The sequence below is a fragment of the Pseudarthrobacter sp. As-47 genome, assembly GCF_058215595.1.
Map to the genome: position 1 here is coordinate 713,342 of NZ_CM177088.1, position 17,440 is coordinate 730,781.

Here is a 17,440-nt window from a genome sequence, read left to right on the forward strand (position 1 = left end):
GATCCACGCGGAGGTTCACCCAGGAAACTCCAAGCCCGGACCAGTACACTGGTTCGCCGGTAACGAATTCCAGGCATGAACAACTCTCCGAGGACGCAACCTGTGACATCCCTGTACCCGATCCCCCTGACCCTGAACGACGGCACCACCACTGACTTCGGCATGTTCAAGGGAAAAGTGGTGATGGTGGTGAACGTCGCCTCCAACTGCGGGTTCACGCCCCAGTACGCCGGCCTGGAGACGCTCTACGAAAAGTTCAGGGACCGCGGGTTCGAGATCCTTGGCGTCCCGTGCAACCAGTTCGCCGGGCAGGAACCTGGCAGTGACAGCGAGATCGCCGAGTTCTGCCAGCGGAACTTCGGGGTGACATTCCCGTTGACCGTTAAGGCGGATGTCCGCGGCAGGAGCCAGCACCCGCTGTATGCGGAGCTCTCCAAGTTCAAGACAGGATTTCTGCCCGGACTGGTGAAGTGGAACTTCGAGAAGTTCCTCGTCAACCGGGAAGGGGAAGTGGTGGGACGCTTTGCGCCCACAGTGGAACCCGACTCGGCAGAGGTGATCGACGCCATCGAGGGCGCCCTTGGTTAAAAAACCGCCGCTGCGCCGAACGCAGCCACGCAAAAGCGCAGTTCTTTCATCTTTTTCCACATCAGCCACGGCGATTTACCCAAAGTTTGCCAAATGTCTGATTGGATAAACCTTACTGAAGGGTACAAGGGAAGCGCCGTTTCCCACCGACCACAGAGGCAGCAATGGAGCACATCGAGGCCGAACATCCCCGGCCACGCCACTTCCTTCTCCACCTGAGCGATCCCCACTTGATGGGAGGTCCGGACCCCCTTTACGGCGTCGTTGACAGCGAAGCCAGGCTCATTCAGCTCTTTGAAGAGGTCAAGGCCTCCGGTGCACGGCCCGAGGCCGTCATCTTCACGGGAGACCTCGCCGACAAAGGCGATCCTGAGGCCTACGTCAAACTCCGGGCGATCGTCGACCCCGCCTGCGAAGAGCTTGGCGCCAAGGTCATCTGGGCGATGGGCAACCACGACAACCGCGCCAACTTCAGGACGGGCCTGCTGGACGAACCCGCCCATGACGGGCCCGTGGACAAGAGCTACTTCATCAACGGGCTCCGCGTCATCACCATGGATACCACCGTGCCCGGATACCACCATGGTGAACTGAGCGCCTCCCAGCTTGAGTGGCTCACACGGCAACTGGACACTCCGGCCCCCGACGGCACGATCCTGGCGCTGCACCACCCGCCTGTTCCATCAGTCCTGGATCTCTCCGTCCTGGTGGAGCTGCGGGACCAGGCCTCGCTGGAGGCTGTGGTCCGGAACTCGGACGTCCGCACCATCCTTGCCGGGCACCTGCACTATTCGACCACGGCAAGCTTTGCCGGCATCCCCGTGTCCGTGGCCTCAGCCAGCTGCTACACCCAGGACCTGAACGTCCCCGCTGGGGGCACCAGGGGCCAGGACAGCGGCCAGTCCTTCAACCTGGTCCACGTCTACGAGCACACGATCGTTCACTCCGTGGTTCCCATGGGACGTTCGACGACGGTAGGCGAGTACGTCTCCCCGGAAGAGACAAAGCGGCGCCTGGACGCCGCCGGGGTCCGGATTCCGGAAAGCGCCAAGCAACGGAGCAGCCCAAAGCTCGGGCTGCCCAGCAGCCGCTAGGAGTAAAGACAAAGGTCCGTGCCGCCAGCGGCACGGACCTTTGTCTTCCGGCTATTTTTCCCAGGGCGCCTTGATAGGGAAGTACTTGTCCAGGAAATCGGTGACCTGTGCAGCGCGCTCGTCGGCAGGCACTTCCGGGAAACTGCCGTCGTTCAGGCAGAAGAAGTCCATGTTCCGCTTGGCCAGGAGCTTGGGCAGGTACTTCAGTCCCGACTTCATGGTGGTATCAACGTAGCGGACCTTCGCCGCCGTCTGGGTTACTGCCCGGCCGGTGAGCAGTGCGTAGTAGTGGTAGAACGAGTTGGTGACGGAAATGTTGTCCGCTGCCCGGAAACGGCTGGCAGCCGTTTTCCGGAACTCCTCCGGGAACTCCCGCTCCATCTTCGACACAACGCTGCGGCGCAACGGTGCAGCACAGTGCTCCAGGTGGCGGGTGGTGATCCGCCCGAACCGGTTCCACAGCAGCTTCCGGTTGACGCGGGCTGCGTTCTCGAACCCGCTCCGCTCAACGGCGTTCTCACCCAGGCCGATCCGGGTTTCCGCCTCGACAAACTTCGTGATGCCGCCGGGCGTGAAAAACAGGTCCGGGCTGACCGGCCGGCCGAAGAACATGTCGTCGTTCGAGTACAGGAAGTGCTCCGAGAGGCCTTCGATGTTGTGGAGCTGGCACTCCACCGCCTGCGAATTATGCGTGGGAAGCACCGAGGGGTCCGAGAAGAACTCTTCACTGCGGACAATGGTCACCGAGGGATGGTCCGCCAGCCACTCAGGGGCCGGTGAGTCCGTGGCGATGAAGATGCGGCGGATCCACGGGGCGAACATGTACACGGACCGGAGTGCGTATTTGAGTTCGTTGATCTGCCGGAAACGGGCCTCGTGGTCGTCGCCCTCGCCCAGGACAACGTCCTTCTGCTGGGCGCGCCGGGCGGCAATGTACTCGGGGGAGCTTCCGTCCACCCAGGAGAACACCAGATCGATGTCGAAGCTGATGTCGCTGGCGTGGTCGGCGAACATGTTCTCGATGGTGGGCCAGGTGTGGCCGTAACGCTCCACGGTGCCGCGGACGGCATCCTGGCGGAGCAGGGTCCTGCGCGTGAGGGAGTTCTCGATCGGCAGGGTGATTTCATTGGCCTTGAAGGACCACAGCTCAATCTGCACACCTGCTGACGAGCCGAACTCGAAGCCGCCGTTGGGTTCCACGCGGGGCCGGTACAGGCGGAAGATGCGCGCCTGGCGGTTGGTGGAAAGCTCGCCGTCCGCAACCAGCAGCGAGGTCTTCTTCTTGGCATCCACCGTCATGGAGTAGAAAGGCTCGTCCCGGCAGGCTTCCACCAGGGCCGCCCGCAGTTTCTTCCGGTCTTTCCAGTCCAGGGCAATGACCGGCCGGTCGTTGTTGCCCCTGACCAGCAGGTACGCCAGGTCCGCGTTGGCCAGCACGTTGCGCACGAACAGGAGGTCCTCCACCATGGCCTGGTAAGGGGTCCTGGTCTGGTTGATCAGCGCGATGCGGCCCTTATGCGTGATGACATCAGGGCGGGGGTTAAGCCGCTGCTCAGCTTCGGGGGAAGTGATCTCCGCGTGGAATTGTTCCTCTACGGAGGCCTGGCCTCCGTAGTAGACCTCGTCTTGAACCGGTGCTTCTGTAATGGTCGTCTCCGTGCTCGTCAAAGTATGCGTTCCTACCTGCATGATAGCCGGGCGGCCTAAACAGCAGGTTTCGGGCAGGATGCCCGGAGCCGGGGAACCGGCCTAGGCGCCCAGCGCCTCCCGCCAGCTGCGCAGGAAAGCCCCGCCGGCGTCGTCGTGGATAACGGACGCCCCAAGCCCCAGGTCCCCGGCCGTCAGGACCGGGTACGGTTTCTCCGGGATGCCGTCGGCCGGACGGACGTCCACGTGCTTGACTGCGTGGTCGTTGTGGTGGAGCCAGTCGGCCATGGCGTAGTCGGTGCGCGAATCGCCCACAGTCCGCCACGCCGCCGGCGTGATGCCCTGCGCGGCCAGCAGTTCCACTGCCCGGCTGGCGCCCAGGTCCTTCCCGAGCCGTACCGACTCGATGTCCGTGGAGATGATGGTGGGATCCACGCGGTAGTCCACCTCGTCGTCGGAATTGGGGGCGTGGTGGTCCAGCCGGACCACACCCAGCCCGTGCCGGGCCATCAGGTCCATCGCGTCGGCGTCAAAGAGTTTCTGCTCTGCAAGGTAGTCGGCACTGGGTACGTCGATGTGCTGCTCCACGGACACCATGGCGCGCTTGGTCTCGTCAAAGAACATGTGCTCGGCATAGTCCTCCGCCACCATGCGCCGGATGTCGTCCCCGTAAGCTGTGGGCACGGCGAGCTCCCGGTCCACGTGGATGGGGCCGGGTCCGGCCGCGGTGTAGCTGAACCAGACGGCGCCCTTTTCGCAGATGGCGTGGATGATGGTCCCGGCCGGGATTCCGGCGGCGATCATGGGTTCCATTACCTGTTCCCGGATGAAAGCGTCGGAGCGCCCCGTGTTGAAGACAACGGGGATTCCCGCCGCCGCGAGGGCAACCAGGTCATCGATGATCTCCCGCTTCACGTCCCGCGTCACCGGGCTGGCCACCGGCCCGTCCACATCGAGCAGCAGGGCCAGCGGCGGAATGGCAGGCGCGTGGATTCCGGGTGCGGACACGGCGGGGGACTCGGATGCTGTCATGCCTCTATTCTGTCAGCTGAACCTTCCGCAGCGCCCACGACGGCCTGGACCGGCAACCGCAGGTGCTGGCGGGCCATGGTCACTGTTTGGCCACAACCTGCGGGAGGAACCGCCGGGTACTTTCGCTGGGCCCGCAGGATGCCTAGTGTGGCAAGGTGATATTTAAAGCTGTGGGCGAGGGCCGCCCTTACCCCGACCATGGTTATACGACGCCCAAGGAATGGGCGTCGCTCCCGCCGCGTCCGGTCCGGCTGGACGAACTGGTGACCACCAAGCGCACCCTTGACCTGGAAGCACTGCTGGCTGAAGATTCCACCTTTTTCGGCGACCTGTTCCCGCATGTGGTGCAGTACCAGGGAACCCTCTACCTGGAGGACGGGCTGCACCGGGCCGTCCGCACCGCCCTGCACCAGCGCACCGCAATCCATGCCCGTGTCCTGGTGATAGATGGCTAGGAAGAAGGAGCAGGACGTCAGCGTCCTCCACGGCCACCACGTCGTCAGCGGCCCGGAACTGCGTGCCACGTTTGGGGCAGCCCAGGCCGACGAAACAGCCCGTGTGCGCCGGCGTGTGCTGCACGGGGTTGTCCTGGTGCTCCTTGTGGGGCTCATCGCGGCGGCCATCATCACGGCGTTGGCGATCATCAACGGGCAGCTGAAGATCCCCTCGGCGGCGCCCGCGGAAGAAGCAGTGTCCACCTGCCCGGCCGCAACATTCGACTACACCCCGAACGACCAGATCAACCTGAACGTGTACAACTCCACCAGCAGGCCCGGACTGGCACGTTCAGTGGCGGATGAGTTCCTGGCCCGGAAGTTCGTGGTGGGCGCCGTGTCCAACGTTGACGCGGGCTACCGCGGCGCCGCCGCCGTGATTTCGGGAGCGGCGGGGCAGTCCGCCGCGTTCAGCGTCCAGCGGAACCTGCCGGGCTCGGACTATTTCCAGGACAGCCGGACTGACGGGAGCGTGGACGTGATCCTCGCCCAGGACTACAAGGCGCTCACGCCGCCGGAACTCGTTGACCAGACCCCGGGAACCCTCAGCTGTCCGCGGGAAAGCCGCCGCATCGCGGATGACGACAAATGGCCCGTCCTTCCGTCGGCGGCACCCTCCCCGTGAACTTCGGCGGGTGGATCAGCCCGCCACAGCCGGAAGGGGACTCACCCTCACGGGGCGGCCGTCGTCGTCGAACCTGGCTCCGGCACCCAGCTGGATGAAGCGGACGGTCCTGGCCACGCGTGCTTCCAGTTCGGCGGGCTCGTCGCTGCCCCTGGCTGCGCTGGAGGACAAGGTCCCCAGGATGAGCTGCGCCTGCTGGTTGATATCGGCCGCCGGCAGGTAGCCCTGCTCCATTCCGTCCCGCAGGATGCCCTGCAGCAGGACGCTCAGCTCGCCAACATGGTCGGCGAGCTTGGCGAAGGACGACGGCGACAGCACGGCTCCCATGGCGGGTCCCGGCGGCAGGTGCCGGCGGCTGAGGTCGACCACCTGGGCGCGCACATACAGGGCGAGCCTGTCCACGGGGTTGTCCAGCCGGCCCAGGGAGTCCCGCAGCTCGGAGAGGAACTTCTCGGTCTCATCGAGGGCATAGGAGATCAGCAGCTCCTCAATGTCCGCGTAGTAGTTGTACACGGCGGTCCGGCCCACGCCCGCGTGCCGGGCCACGTCCGTCATGGTGAGGCCGGGCAGGCCATGGGAAAAGAGGAGTTCGCCGAAGGCGGTAAGGATGCGGCGCTGGGTGTCCGCTCGCTGCTCGGCGTTGCTGGCCGCTGAAATCCTGGGCATACAGACACTTTACCGCGATGTGTCAGTAAAGGCCTTGGCCATTTCCGGGCGCCCTCCTAGGCGGGGCAGCCGTCCGGCCCGCAGGCCCCGCCCTCCGCGGAATTGACCAGTACCAGCGGGTTGGCGTCCTGCCATGCCTGGTCCAGGGCAGCCGAGAACGTCTCGGTAGGCTGGGCACCCGAGAGGCCGAACTTCCGGTCGATGACGAAGAACGGCACGCCGCTGATGCCCAGGGACCGGCCCTCCTCGACGTCGAAGCGGACGTCATCCGCGTACTTGTCGGTGGTGAACAGCTCGTCCACCTCGGCCCGGCCGATGCCCAGTTCCACCGCCAGGGACGTCAGGTATTCGCGGCTGCCGATGTCCTTGCCATGCTCGAAGTGGTCACTGAGCAGGCGCTCCTTGGCGGCGTCCTGCCTGCCGTGCGCGGCAGCGAGATGGATCAGGCGGTGTGCGGTGAAGCTGTTGGCCACGACCACGGAATCGAAGCGGTAGTTCAGCCCTTCACCGCTGGCTTCCCGGGCCACATGGTCGAACATCTGTGAAACCTGTTCCCGCGGCATGCCCTTGCGGGTGCTGAGGTAGTCCAGTTCGGTTCCGTCGTAGTGCTCAGGAAGGGCGGGGTCCAGCTGATAGCTCCGCCAGGTCACCTTCACCGCATCCCGGTGCGGAAACGCCGCCAGGGCGGCTTCAAAGCGGCGCTTGCCGATGTAGCACCACGGGCACGCGACGTCGGACCAGATCTCAATCTTCATACCTGGGACAACCCGGTGGCGCGCGGCGTCATTCCGGCGGCCGTTGTTAGGTACCCCACAGTAGGGCTTGTGCTGCGGCCCCTGTTAGGGCGATAGTCGGAGCAAGGTTAAGCAAACGCCCTCGGAGAGCTGTTCCGAATCGCCATGCGGACCGTCGAACGGATCCGATGGAAATGCCAGGACAACTGGGGATCCCGGCCTGTCAAAATCCTGGAGGCCAGGAATGCGGATAGGACTTGTTGCGGGACCGTGGATCCCGATTCCACCTGTGACCTACGGGGGCATTGAACGGGTAGTGGACAACCTGGCCCGGGGGTTCGTGGCAGCAGGCCATGAGGTTCTGCTGGCAGCGCCCTCGGACAGCACCTGCCCTGTCCCGCTCGTGGCGGGCATGCAGGACTCGGCGCCGCATGAACTGGGTTCCACCACCTCGGAACTCAGCCACGTCGTCAGGGCTTACAAAAGCCTTGGGAGCGTGGACATCATCCATGACCACACAATGGCGGGGCCCCTTTACGTGAATTCTCCCCAGGGGACGCCAGTGGTGACCACTATCCACGGCCCACTCAATGCGCATGCTGTGGACATCTACGGGGCCATCGCGCGCCGCCGGGCCGCCATCATCGCAATCTCCCGGGACCAGGCCTCGCATGCCCCCGAGGTGCCGATCACCCGCGTCATCCATCACGGCATGGACGTTTCCTCGGTGCCGGTGGGTGCCGGCGATGGCGGCTACTTGTGCTTTGTAGGGCGGTCCTGCCCGGACAAAGGGCTGCTGGAAGCCATCGTGATCGCCCGCGAGGCCGGTATGCCGCTGCGGATCGCCGTGAAGATGCGCGAACCCGCTGAACTCCGGTACTTCCACGAGGTCATTGAGCCGCTGCTTGGGCCAAACGAGGATTTCGTGGGGGAGGTGGATGACGCGACCAAGTACCGGCTGATGGGCGGGGCGCTGGCCTTCCTGAACCCCATCCAGTGGTCCGAGCCGTTCGGGCTGGTGATGATCGAGGCGCTGGCCACCGGCACGCCGGTCATCGGGACAAAGATTGGTTCTGCCCCGGAGATTGTCGACCACGGACGTACGGGCTTTCTCGGCAAAACCGGGGACCTGGCCCGTTTCGCCGGGGCTGCTGCCGGGCTGGACAGGGCTGCCTGCCGCAGGGTTGTGGCGGAGCGCTTCAGCGTGGAGCGCATGGTGGCCCAGCACCTCCGGCTGTTCACGGAACTGATCGAAAGCAGAATGCCTGGAGGGGTTCCGGATACCGCACACGTGCACCAGAATCTTTAAGGGGCCGGCGGTCCTCGCAGCCCCGGCAGCGTCCACTCCCTGAAGGAAGGAGTCCTTCCATGACCGCGTGGAACGAAGACACCGAGGCAGGTCCGGCCGAGTCCGGTTCCGTGACAGTGCTGGAGGGGTCCTCATTCTGCATCTCGTCCGGGACCGGGGACATCAGTGCCGACGGCGGCACGAACGGTGTTTTCTTCCAGGACACCCGCATCATTTCCCACTGGGTGCTGCGGGTCAACGGCGTGCTGCGGGAGCCGCTCTCGGCCCAGCGGCCAAAGCCTTTCGAGGCCACGTTCGTTGGCCGTGCGAAGTGGCCGGACGGCCGGTTCGACAGCCCCCTGGTGGTCCGGCAGGTCCGCCACATCGGGCCGGGCCTGCAGGATGACATCACGCTGGAGAACTACTCGGCGGAGCCCGTTGAATGTGACATTGAGCTTCTTGTGGCCGCTGACCAGGCTGATCTCTTCGACGTCAAGGGCGGACGGATTCCCGGTACCCACGAAACCACCCGGTCTGTCCGGGACGGCCAGCTGGTCATCGAAAGCGTCCGTGACGGGCAGCAGCGGGGAACGGCGGTGCGTGCCCGGGGAGCCGATGTCAGCCTGGATGGTCTTCGGTTCCGGGCAACGGTCCCTGCCCGCGGCAAATGGTCCACCAGCATCATTGTGGTACCCCTGATCAACGGCCAGGGGCCCGCCGAAGCCTTTACCGAGACCGGGCTTCCGCATCATCGGGAAGGCGTCCGGCGGCACCACCGGTGGGAGCAGAACGTTCCCGTGATTACCGTGGCGGACGCCAACCTGCAGGCTGTCCTCAACCGCAGCCAAAGTGACCTGGGTTCACTCCGGATTTTTGACCCCCATCACCCCGAACGGGCAGCCGTGGCGGCGGGTGCGCCATGGTTCATGGCTCTGTTCGGACGGGACTCCATCCTGTCCTCCTACATGAGCCTTATGGTTGATCCACAACTGGCTGCCGGAACGCTGCAGACACTGGCAGGCCTCCAGGGGACGAAAGTTGACAAGGACTCGGAGGAAGAGCCCGGGCGCATCCCGCATGAAGTGCGGCTTGGCGTCACCGCGGGCCTGGCAGTTGGCGGAACCGCCTATTACGGAACCGCCGACGCCACGCCGCTGTTCGCTGCCCTCGTTGGCGAACTCAGCAGGTGGGGGCTGTCGAAGGACGTCGTGGAACCTTTGCTGCCCCACGTGGACCGCGCACTGGAGTGGATCGAGCATTACGGTGACCGCGACGGAGACGGGTTTGTGGAGTACCTCCGTCCCAATGACCATGGACTCATCAACCAAGGGTGGAAGGACTCCTGGGACGGCATCAACTTCGCGGACGGAACCATGGCAGAGGCGCCCATCGCCCTCTGCGAAGTCCAGGCATACGTCTACAGCGCCTACGTGGGCCGGTCCCTGCTGGCCCGCTGGACCGGCGACCACGCCCTGGAACAGCACTGGGAGGGCCGCGCGGAGCAGTTGAAGGCTGCTTTCAACGAAAAGTTCTGGCTGCCGGACAAGGGCTATTTCGCTGTTGCGCTGGACAAGGACAAGCGGCCCGTGGATGCCTGTACGTCAAACATGGGGCACTGCCTGTGGATGGGCATCGTGGACGAGGACAAGGCGCCGTCCGTCGTGGAGCACCTGATGTCGCCCCAGATGTTTACCGGCTGGGGTATCCGCACCCTGGCCTCTGACATGGGCGCGTACAACCCGGTCAGCTACCACAACGGTTCTGTCTGGCCCCACGATTCGGCCCTGGTTGCCACCGGGCTGATGCGCTACGGGTTCGTTGAGGAAGCCCGGCGGCTCGCCACCGGCATCATTGACGCCGCTGAGCACTTCGACGGCAGGCTGCCCGAACTTTTTTGCGGGTTTGACCGCGGCGAATTCCCCGGCCCCGTCCCCTATCCGACGGCATGCTCACCTCAGGCGTGGGCTGCTGCGGCACCGATACAGCTGATCCGCGCCCTGCTCCGGTTCGACCCCGTGTTCACGCGCGGAGTGGTCCACCTGGCGCCGATCCTGCCCGAGGATATGGGCGACTTCCAGGCCGCGAACGTCCTGCTGGACACCTCCCGGGTCACCATCAGGGCCCACGGTACCGGCGGCAGCATCGACGGCCTGCCGCCGGGCCTCAAGCTCATCGCCGAACCGCGCCCGCACCTGGCCTACCCGCCCCGGGACGCCTGAAGTCGGGCAAGCCGAGCCGAGGCCGGGCCGGGCAGTTCTTCAGGGAACCTCCCGCTCAAGCACGAAGTCGTGTTCAACCGCGCTGCCCAGCCGGAACGACTTGGTACCCACTTTCCGGAACCCGGACTTCTCATAAAACCGGATGGCCCGGGCGTTCTGGCTGTTGACTCCCAGCCAGACGCCCCGGCCGCCGGCTTCCGCCGCTGCCCGGAGGCTGGCGTGCATCAGCTCGGAGGCCGCCCCGAGCCCGTGGTGTTCAGGGTGGACGTAGCATTTGCTCAGCTCCACCGACGGCATGATTCCCAGTGCCGAAACGACGTCCGGGTCCTCGGCCGGCCGGTTCACCAGCAGGCTGTAGCCGCGCAGCCCGCTGCCGTCGATCACCAGGATGGTGGTGTCCGGATCGGCCAGGTAGTCCTGGAAGTGCCGTTCGCTGAGCGTGTTCGCAAGGTGCGCTGCGATGTCATCAGGTGACGCCGACGGCGGGCACGCCAGCGGAAAGGTGACGGCCGCCAGCGCAGCCAGCGCGCCGGCGTCGTCCGCTGTTGCCTTTCGGATGGAAGAGGTCATGCAGGGATTTTACGTCCCTGCCGACTCTTCGCGGTTACTGCTTGAAGGCGGCGTCGAAGGAGGTGTTCGACGCCGGGAAGTCGAACTTTTTGAGGGCGGCGAGGGCTTCGGGGGCGCCATGGAGGCGGTCCATGCCGGCGTCTTCCCACTCGACCGAGATGGGGCCGTCGTAGCCGATCGCGGACAGCGCGCGGAAGGACGCTTCCCAGGGGACGTCGCCGCGTCCGGCGGAGACGAAGTCCCAGCCGCGGCGGGGATCGCCCCAGGGGAGGTGGGAGCCCATGACGGTGTTGCGGCCTGTCTGGCGGACCTTGGTGTCCTTGCAGTCCACGTGGTAGATCCGGTCCTTGAAGTCCCAGATGAAGGAGACCGGGTCGATGCCCTGCCACATCATGTGCGAGGGGTCCCAGTTCAGGCCGAACGCTTCCCGGTGCCCGATCGCTTCGAGGGTCCGGACGGTGGTCCAGTAGTCGTAGGCGATTTCGGAGGGGTGGACCTCGTGGGCGAACCGGACGCCGCATTCGTCGAAGACGTCCAGGATGGGGTTCCAGCGGTCGGCGAAGTCCTGGTAGCCGGCGTCGATGACCTTCTCCGGGACGGGCGGGAACATGGCGACGTACTGCCAGATGGAGGAGCCGGTGAAGCCGACGACGGTGTCCACGCCGAGTGCCTTGGCGAGCCGGGCGGTGTGCTGCATTTCCTCGGCGGCGCGCTGGCGGACGCCCTCGGGGTCGCCGTCACCCCAGACCTTCGGCCCCACGATGGCCTGGTGGCGGAAGTCGATGGGGTCATCGCAGACGGCCTGGCCCTTGAGGTGGTTGGAGATGGCCCAGACCTTGAGGTTGTACTTCTCCAGCAGGGCGAGCTTGGACTCGACGTAGCCGGGCTCGTCCCAGCGCCAGGCGTCCAGGTGGTCTCCGGAGACGGCGATTTCCAGGCCGTCGTAGCCCCAGCCCGAGGCGAGTCTGGCAACTTCCTCGAGCGGCAGGTCGGCCCACTGGCCGGTGAACAGGGTAAACGGGCGGGTCATGTCAGGCTCCTTCGGTGGTACCGGCTGTGCCGGCTGCCGGGGTTGCGGCGGGGGAGAGTTGGACCAGGGTGCTGTTGGACGCGGCGGACTGCTCCACCGCGTCCAGGATGCGCTGGACTTCCAGTCCGTCCTCGAACGACGGCGATGGCGCGGTTCCGGAGCTGACGGCCAGCAGGAAGTCGCGCACCTCGTGCGTGAAGGTGTGCTCCCAGCCGATGATGTGGCCCTGCGGCCACCACGCATCCACGTAGGGGTGCTCCGGCTCGCTGACCAGGATCCTCCGGAAGCCCTGCTCCCGGGCGGGGGCGGTGGCGTCCAGGAACTGGAGTTCGTTGAGGTTTTCCAGGTCGAACCGGAGGGCTCCCTTGTCGCCGAAAACCTCGAGCTGGAGGGAGTTTTTCCGGCCGGTGGCCACCCGGGATGCCTCCACTGAGGCGATCGCTCCGGAGGCGAGGGACAGCGTAGCCCAGGCGGCGTCGTCGACCGTTACGTCCTCCAGCCCGCCTGCCTGACCGCCCGTGCCGGGGCGGCGGTTCACGAAAGTGTGCACACGGCCCGAGACTTCCGTGACCCGGTCATCGAGCAGGAACAGGACCTGGTCGATCGCGTGGGAGGCGATGTCGCCGAGCGCGCCGGAGCCCGCGGTTTCCTTCTTCAGCCGCCAGGACATCGGCGCCTGGTCATCCGCGAGCCAGTCCTGGAGGTAAGCGGCGCGGACGTGCCTGACTGTTCCGATCCTGCCCTCGGCGATGAGCTCTTTGGCCAGGGCGAGGGCCGGGACCCTGCGGTAGTTGAACCCGACCATCGACTGCACGCCCTTGGACCGGGCATGTGCTGCGGCGGCGGTCATGGCTTCAGCCTCGGCCATTGTGTTGGCCAGCGGCTTCTCCAGCAGGACGTGCTTGCCGGCATCCAGGGCGGCGATGGCGATTTCCGCGTGCATCCAGCCGGGTGCGCACACATCGATGATGTGGATGTCGTCCCGGTCCAGGACAGTCCGCCAGTCCGTGGCGGTTTCTGCCCACCCGTACTTGGCGGCGGCCTCCGCAACGGCTGCGGCATCCCGGCCCACCAGGACCTTCTGCTCGAACGCGGGGACGTCGAAGTAGCTGGCCACGTTCCGCCACGCATTGGAGTGCGCCTTGCCCATGAAGGCGTAGCCGATCATGGCCACGCCCAGCGGCGCGGTGGTGCCTGCGTCCGGGCTCATGCGGAGCCTCCGAGGGTCAGGGTTTCCGGCGCCCAGTCTTCGGGGAGGGGAGCCGACGCCGGTGCGGAGCTTGCCACGTCCACGAACGTTCCCGAGTCCATGGACTCCGAGATGGAGACCATCGCATCCAGCACGTGGTACGCCAGCCCGCCGGTGGCCCGGTGCGGGACACCGGCGCGGAGCGAACGCGCCATGTCCAGGACGCCCATGCCGCGGCCGTTGGCAGGCCCCGTGGCCGGGATGGTGGTCCAGTCCTCGTCGCCCGCGCGCCAGAGCCTGACGTCGCCGTCGAAGTTGTTGGGGTCCGGCAGGGACAGGGTGGCCTCCGTCCCGGTGATCTCCACGAAGCCCATCCGCTGGCGGGGGGATTCGAAGGAGAAGACGCTGTGGGAGGATGCTCCGCTCTCGAACTGGGCCATCGCTGAGACGTGGGTGGGGACTTCCACCGTGAATTCCTCGCCGGCCTTGGGGCCGGAACCGATGACGCGGACGTCCTTGGCTTTGGACCCGACGGCGGCCACCTTGCGGATGGAGCCGAATGCCTGGACCAGGGTGGTGAGGTAGTAGGGGCCCATGTCGAACAGGGGGCCCGCCCCGTAATGGAAAAGGAACGCCGGGTTGGGGTGCCAGGACTCCGGTCCGGGCGTCTGGAACGTGGTCATGGCCGTCAGCGGGGTGCCGATGTCGCCGCGCTGGATCAGGCGGAGCGCGGTCTGGAGGCCGGCGCCGAGGAAGGTATCGGGGGCGCAGCCCAGGCGGATGCCTGCGGAGTCGGCCGTCTTGAGGAGCCCCAGACCCGATTCGCGGTCGAGGGAAAAGGGCTTCTCGGTCCAGACGTGCTTGCCGGCGTTGACGGCTGCGGTGGCCACCTCAACGTGCGCTGCCGGGATGGTCAGGTTGACGATGATTTCGACGTCGGGATGGTGAAGCGCCTTTTCCACCCCGCCCCACTCGGCGATTCCGTATTCCTTGGCGCGGGCTTCGGCCGCCTCCTCGAAGAGGTCGGCAATGACGTGGACCTTCAGGTCAGGGAACGTGGTGAGGTTGTCCAGGTACTGCTTGCTGATGTTGCCCGCGCCGATGACGCCGACGCCAACCGGGCCCTTGGCCGTGGAGGGGGTGCTCATGCCTGGGCTCCTTCGGTGCTTGCGGCGGCCTTGAGGAAGGCAAGGCTCTCCGCGATGCCCTCGAAGATGTCCCCGTCGTAGTCATCGAATTCCACCACGCCTACCTCCAGGGAAGTGGCCGCGCCGATGACGTCGAGGACCGGAACCCGGCCCTTGCCTGCAGGCTGCTGCGCCTTGGTGTCCGTAGTGAGTGGCCCGTCCTTGATGTGGATCAGCTTTACCCGGTCGCCGAGCCTGGTGAGGATGTCCACGGGGTCCTGCCCGCCGACAGCCACCCAGTAGGTGTCCACTTCAAGGACCAGTTCCGGATCGAGCAGGCCGGCGAAGTATTCCAGGGCGGTCCTGCCCTCAATGGTGGACTCCAGTTCCCATTGGTGGTTGTGGTAACCCACCCGGATGCCGTATTCGGCACCCTTCCTGGCGGCCTCGTTCAGGGCCGCTGCCGTGGCCTGGATGTCCTCAGCCGCCTGCCAGCGGTCGGCGGGGATGAACGGGTCGATCACCGTGGTGATGCCCAGGTCCCGGGCTGCCGCGAAGATCTGGTCCTGGTCTTGGCTGAGCAGCGGTGCGTGGCCGGACGGTGCCGTCAGTCCGTTCTCTTTCAGGGCCGCCCCCAGTTCCTTTGCGGTGGCCACGAAGTTGTAGGGCTCCACCTGGGTAAAGCCGATGTCCGCGACCCTGCGGATGGTCCCTGCCAGGTCCTCCTGGATGGCGTCGCGCAGGGTGTAGAGCTGAATTGAGTAGGACAAGGTGTCTCCTGGTTGCTTGGCCGTACCGGCAGTGTGATGCAGGTCTACCTGCAAAGCTAGGAGTACTTTTGCCGAACGTCAAGCAAAAGCTGCTGCCGTGACATAAATAAGTAGATCTGCTATCCATGTCCTATGAACAAGACGACCGGTCGGCAGGTTTCCGCCGAGGCCCAGGCGTTGCCGGGACGCGCCGGCGACATCTTCCAGCTGCTGCGGGACGGCAGGGCCCGCACCCGCGCCGAACTGGCCGGCACCACAGGCCTGGCCAGGTCAACCGTGGCCGCCCGGATTGACGCCCTCATCTCTTCCGGACTTGTTGGCCCGGCAGGTGAGGCAACCTCCAGCGGCGGCAGGCCGCCGTCGCGCTTTGCCTTCAACCCGGCCGCCCGCGTGGTGCTGGCGGTGGACGTCGGAGCCACGCATGTGGCGCTGGCCGTCACGGACCTGGGCGGATCGGTGCTCGCTGAACGGCGGGTGGACCAGCAGGTGGCGGACGGGCCGGAGAAGGTCCTGGGGCTGGTGGTCCGCGAGGCGGCGAAACTTCTGGCGTCGGCATCCCGCGGCGTGGCGGACCTGGCGGGTGTGGGGATCGGGCTGCCCGGACCCGTGGAGCATGACACCGGCCGCCCCGTCAATCCGCCCATCATGCCCGGCTGGGACGGGTTCGATGTGGTCCGGTTTGTCCAGCGCTCGCTGCCGGTCCCCGTGCTGGTGGACAACGACGTCAACATCATGGCGCTGGGTGAGCGAACCGCCCACTGGCCGGACCAGGACAATTTCATCTTCGTGAAGGTGGCCACCGGCATCGGCGCGGGGATCATCAGCAGCGGCCAGCTGCAGCGCGGTGCCAACGGCACGGCCGGCGACCTTGGACATGTCCGCGTCCCCCGGGGGGACCACGTCCTGTGCCGGTGCGGCAACCATGGCTGCCTCGAAGCCCTCGCGTCAGGACCCGCCATTGCCGCTGGCCTTCGCAGCGAGGGGCTGGAAGCGGCGACGGGGGCGGACGTGGTCAGCCTGGTGGCCCACGGGAACCAGCAGGCTGTCCAGGCACTGCGCCAGGCAGGCCGGGACGTGGGCGATGTGCTCGCCACTGTGGTGAACCTCCTGAACCCGTCGGTCATCGTCATCGGCGGGAGCATCGGGGAATCGGGCGAGCACCTGGTGGCCGGCGTCCGGGAGGTTGTCTACCGGCGCTCGCTGCCCCTTGCCACGTCGCAGCTCCGGATCGGGCTGTCCCATGCAGGGGACAAGGCCGCGATCCTCGGCGCCAGCCAGCTGGTGACCCAGCATGTCCTTTCCCCGGCGGTTATCGAGGCAACCCTCGCGGGGAACGCCATGGCGGGCTGAAGACCGGCTACGGCGTGATGGTCCGGACGGGGGCGCCGGCCAGCCAGGCGGTGACATCCTCGAATGCCCCGCCGTAGAACTGGCGGTAGCTTTCCCGCGTGACGTAGCCGAGGTGCGGCGAGAGCACCGTGTTGGGTGCGGTGAGGAGCGGATGCCCGGCCTGCAGCGGTTCCTGGTCGAACACGTCCAGGGCCGCCCCCCGGATCCAGCCCTCGCTGAGGGCCCTGAGCAGTGCGTCCTGGTTGACCAGCGGGCCCCGGGCGGTGTTGACCAGGATGCCTTCGGGTCCCAGCAGGCGCAGCTCCGGTTCACCCACGATGTTCTCCGAGCGTGCCGAGAGCCGGAGGTGGAGCGTGGCGACGTCGGACTGGCGGAACAGCTCCTCCTTGGACACCAGCCGCGCACCGGCCTCCTCCGCCGCCCCGGCCGTCAGGTTCTGGCTCCAGGCCAGCACCTCCATCCCGAAGGCCTGCCCGTAGGCCGCAATGCGGCGCCCGATCTTGCCAAGTCCCACAACACCAAGGGTTTTTCCTGCCAGCTCGAATCCCACCGAGGTCTGCCAGGTACCGGCGCGCAGGGAGTTCTCCTCGGCTGTCAGGTTCCTGGCGATGGCCAGCAGGAGTGCCCACGTCAGCTCGGGAGCGGCGGTGGGCGAACCCGGAGTTCCGCAGACGGTGATGCCCTGCTCGGCAGCCGCGGCAACATCAATGGAGGCATTCGCCATCCCGGTGGTTACCAGGAGTTGGAGGCCGGGAAGTTTCTCGAGCACTTCGCGCGGAAAGGCGGTCCGCTCGCGCATGGCAACCACAATGGTGGCATCCGCCAGCGCGGCCACCAGGGACTCGGCCGAGGCGAAAGGTTCACGGTAGGTAACAACGCTGACCCCCTCCGCTTCCAGGGCTGCCCAGTCGGCAAAACCATGGGCTACATCCTGGTAGTCATCAAGGATGGCGAGGCGGTGCTGCATGGCGGTGTCCTTCGTCCCGGATCTCTCTGGCGTGAAGTTCATCGTAAGGC

17 protein-coding genes are annotated in these 17,440 nt (G+C 66.1%); 7 read left to right on the forward strand and 10 right to left on the reverse strand.

Features of this window, described 5'->3' with window-relative positions; all coding sequences use genetic code 11:
• Window positions 1-102: 102 nt before the first annotated feature.
• The gene (locus tag AC4BCK_RS03455; protein WP_490566576.1) at window positions 103-588 is read left to right on the forward strand and encodes a glutathione peroxidase; all 486 of its coding nucleotides are present in this window, start codon (window positions 103-105) and stop codon (window positions 586-588) included.
• A 164-nt stretch (window positions 589-752) separates the two neighbouring features.
• The gene (locus AC4BCK_RS03460) at window positions 753-1,682 is read left to right on the forward strand and encodes a phosphodiesterase (RefSeq protein ID WP_251421898.1); all 930 of its coding nucleotides are present in this window, start codon (window positions 753-755) and stop codon (window positions 1,680-1,682) included.
• Between the two features lie 51 nt (window positions 1,683-1,733).
• Here the strand turns inward: AC4BCK_RS03460 and AC4BCK_RS03465 are convergent, their stop codons facing one another.
• Together AC4BCK_RS03465 and AC4BCK_RS03470 are read right to left on the reverse strand one after the other, a co-directional pair.
• Window positions 1,734-3,371 carry a stealth family protein gene (locus AC4BCK_RS03465; protein ID WP_174180989.1) on the reverse strand — a complete coding sequence of 546 codons (1,638 nt, stop codon included), beginning with the start codon at window positions 3,369-3,371 and terminating at the stop codon, window positions 1,734-1,736.
• Window positions 3,372-3,431: 60 nt separating this feature from the next.
• Entirely contained in the window at window positions 3,432-4,361 is a 930-nt protein-coding gene (locus AC4BCK_RS03470; protein ID WP_174182274.1) for a Cof-type HAD-IIB family hydrolase, read from the reverse strand.
• 155 nt (window positions 4,362-4,516) lie between these two features.
• Here AC4BCK_RS03470 and AC4BCK_RS03475 point away from each other — a divergent pair, with 155 nt between their 5' ends.
• Both AC4BCK_RS03475 and AC4BCK_RS03480 read left to right on the forward strand, forming a co-directional pair.
• Window positions 4,517-4,816, forward strand: coding sequence for a type II toxin-antitoxin system VapB family antitoxin (locus AC4BCK_RS03475; protein WP_102976783.1), 300 nt, complete (start codon window positions 4,517-4,519; stop codon window positions 4,814-4,816).
• Window positions 4,809-5,480, forward strand: coding sequence for a LytR C-terminal domain-containing protein (locus tag AC4BCK_RS03480; protein ID WP_310111676.1), 672 nt, complete (start codon window positions 4,809-4,811; stop codon window positions 5,478-5,480). The genes AC4BCK_RS03475 and AC4BCK_RS03480 overlap by 8 nt, the downstream gene beginning before the upstream one ends.
• Window positions 5,481-5,495: 15 nt before the next feature.
• Here AC4BCK_RS03480 and AC4BCK_RS03485 read toward each other — a convergent pair whose 3' ends face one another.
• Window positions 5,496-6,146 carry a TetR/AcrR family transcriptional regulator gene (locus AC4BCK_RS03485; RefSeq protein WP_174182278.1) on the reverse strand — a complete coding sequence of 217 codons (651 nt, stop codon included), beginning with the start codon at window positions 6,144-6,146 and terminating at the stop codon, window positions 5,496-5,498.
• 56 nt (window positions 6,147-6,202) lie between these two features.
• The gene (locus AC4BCK_RS03490; RefSeq protein ID WP_364408203.1) at window positions 6,203-6,901 is read right to left on the reverse strand and encodes a DsbA family oxidoreductase; all 699 of its coding nucleotides are present in this window, start codon (window positions 6,899-6,901) and stop codon (window positions 6,203-6,205) included.
• Window positions 6,902-7,124: 223 nt separating this feature from the next.
• On the opposite strand from AC4BCK_RS03490, the gene AC4BCK_RS03495 reads away from it, so the two are divergent.
• A complete protein-coding gene (locus AC4BCK_RS03495) occupies window positions 7,125-8,189 on the forward strand; it encodes a glycosyltransferase family 4 protein (protein WP_490566577.1) in 1,065 nt (354 codons plus the stop codon).
• A gap of 59 nt (window positions 8,190-8,248) precedes the next feature.
• A complete protein-coding gene (locus AC4BCK_RS03500) occupies window positions 8,249-10,387 on the forward strand; it encodes an amylo-alpha-1,6-glucosidase (protein ID WP_490566578.1) in 2,139 nt (712 codons plus the stop codon).
• Between the two features lie 39 nt (window positions 10,388-10,426).
• Here AC4BCK_RS03500 and AC4BCK_RS03505 read toward each other — a convergent pair whose 3' ends face one another.
• The 5 genes from AC4BCK_RS03505 to AC4BCK_RS03525 are packed head-to-tail and all read right to left on the reverse strand — an operon-like array spanning window position 10,427 to window position 15,073.
• On the reverse strand, window positions 10,427-10,957 hold the full coding sequence (locus tag AC4BCK_RS03505; protein ID WP_251421886.1) for a GNAT family N-acetyltransferase: 531 nt from the start codon (window positions 10,955-10,957) through the stop codon (window positions 10,427-10,429).
• A 34-nt stretch (window positions 10,958-10,991) separates the two neighbouring features.
• Complete coding sequence (locus tag AC4BCK_RS03510; RefSeq protein WP_174179977.1) at window positions 10,992-11,987, reverse strand: sugar phosphate isomerase/epimerase family protein; 996 nt, start codon at window positions 11,985-11,987, stop codon at window positions 10,992-10,994.
• A gap of 1 nt (window position 11,988) precedes the next feature.
• Complete coding sequence (locus AC4BCK_RS03515) at window positions 11,989-13,197, reverse strand: Gfo/Idh/MocA family protein (protein WP_246256366.1); 1,209 nt, start codon at window positions 13,195-13,197, stop codon at window positions 11,989-11,991.
• Window positions 13,194-14,324 carry a Gfo/Idh/MocA family protein gene (locus AC4BCK_RS03520; RefSeq protein WP_490566579.1) on the reverse strand — a complete coding sequence of 377 codons (1,131 nt, stop codon included), beginning with the start codon at window positions 14,322-14,324 and terminating at the stop codon, window positions 13,194-13,196. Before AC4BCK_RS03520 ends, AC4BCK_RS03515 begins: the two co-directional genes overlap by 4 nt.
• The gene (locus AC4BCK_RS03525; protein ID WP_490566580.1) at window positions 14,321-15,073 is read right to left on the reverse strand and encodes a sugar phosphate isomerase/epimerase family protein; all 753 of its coding nucleotides are present in this window, start codon (window positions 15,071-15,073) and stop codon (window positions 14,321-14,323) included. The genes AC4BCK_RS03520 and AC4BCK_RS03525 overlap by 4 nt, the downstream gene beginning before the upstream one ends.
• Before the next feature lie 132 nt (window positions 15,074-15,205).
• Between AC4BCK_RS03525 and AC4BCK_RS03530 the strand changes: the two genes are divergently transcribed.
• Window positions 15,206-16,423 carry an ROK family transcriptional regulator gene (locus tag AC4BCK_RS03530; RefSeq protein WP_490566581.1) on the forward strand — a complete coding sequence of 406 codons (1,218 nt, stop codon included), beginning with the start codon at window positions 15,206-15,208 and terminating at the stop codon, window positions 16,421-16,423.
• A gap of 7 nt (window positions 16,424-16,430) precedes the next feature.
• Here AC4BCK_RS03530 and AC4BCK_RS03535 read toward each other — a convergent pair whose 3' ends face one another.
• A complete protein-coding gene (locus tag AC4BCK_RS03535) occupies window positions 16,431-17,390 on the reverse strand; it encodes a D-2-hydroxyacid dehydrogenase family protein (protein ID WP_310111655.1) in 960 nt (319 codons plus the stop codon).
• Window positions 17,391-17,440 lie beyond the last annotated feature (50 nt).

Excerpts from the sequence above, each read along its gene's own strand:
- AC4BCK_RS03460 (WP_251421898.1), top strand. The coding sequence starts at position 753 with ATGGAGCACATCGAGGCCGAACATCCCCGGCCACGCCACTTCCTTCTC.
- AC4BCK_RS03465 (WP_174180989.1), bottom strand. The coding sequence starts at position 3,371 with ATGCAGGTAGGAACGCATACTTTGACGAGCACGGAGACGACCATTACA.
- AC4BCK_RS03470 (WP_174182274.1), bottom strand. The coding sequence starts at position 4,361 with ATGACAGCATCCGAGTCCCCCGCCGTGTCCGCACCCGGAATCCACGCG.
- AC4BCK_RS03480 (WP_310111676.1), top strand. The coding sequence starts at position 4,809 with ATGGCTAGGAAGAAGGAGCAGGACGTCAGCGTCCTCCACGGCCACCAC.
- AC4BCK_RS03485 (WP_174182278.1), bottom strand. The coding sequence starts at position 6,146 with ATGCCCAGGATTTCAGCGGCCAGCAACGCCGAGCAGCGAGCGGACACC.
- AC4BCK_RS03490 (WP_364408203.1), bottom strand. The coding sequence starts at position 6,901 with ATGAAGATTGAGATCTGGTCCGACGTCGCGTGCCCGTGGTGCTACATC.
- AC4BCK_RS03495 (WP_490566577.1), top strand. The coding sequence starts at position 7,125 with ATGCGGATAGGACTTGTTGCGGGACCGTGGATCCCGATTCCACCTGTG.
- AC4BCK_RS03500 (WP_490566578.1), top strand. The coding sequence starts at position 8,249 with ATGACCGCGTGGAACGAAGACACCGAGGCAGGTCCGGCCGAGTCCGGT.
- AC4BCK_RS03505 (WP_251421886.1), bottom strand. The coding sequence starts at position 10,957 with ATGACCTCTTCCATCCGAAAGGCAACAGCGGACGACGCCGGCGCGCTG.
- AC4BCK_RS03510 (WP_174179977.1), bottom strand. The coding sequence starts at position 11,987 with ATGACCCGCCCGTTTACCCTGTTCACCGGCCAGTGGGCCGACCTGCCG.
- AC4BCK_RS03515 (WP_246256366.1), bottom strand. The coding sequence starts at position 13,197 with ATGAGCCCGGACGCAGGCACCACCGCGCCGCTGGGCGTGGCCATGATC.
- AC4BCK_RS03520 (WP_490566579.1), bottom strand. The coding sequence starts at position 14,324 with ATGAGCACCCCCTCCACGGCCAAGGGCCCGGTTGGCGTCGGCGTCATC.
- AC4BCK_RS03530 (WP_490566581.1), top strand. The coding sequence starts at position 15,206 with ATGAACAAGACGACCGGTCGGCAGGTTTCCGCCGAGGCCCAGGCGTTG.
- AC4BCK_RS03535 (WP_310111655.1), bottom strand. The coding sequence starts at position 17,390 with ATGCAGCACCGCCTCGCCATCCTTGATGACTACCAGGATGTAGCCCAT.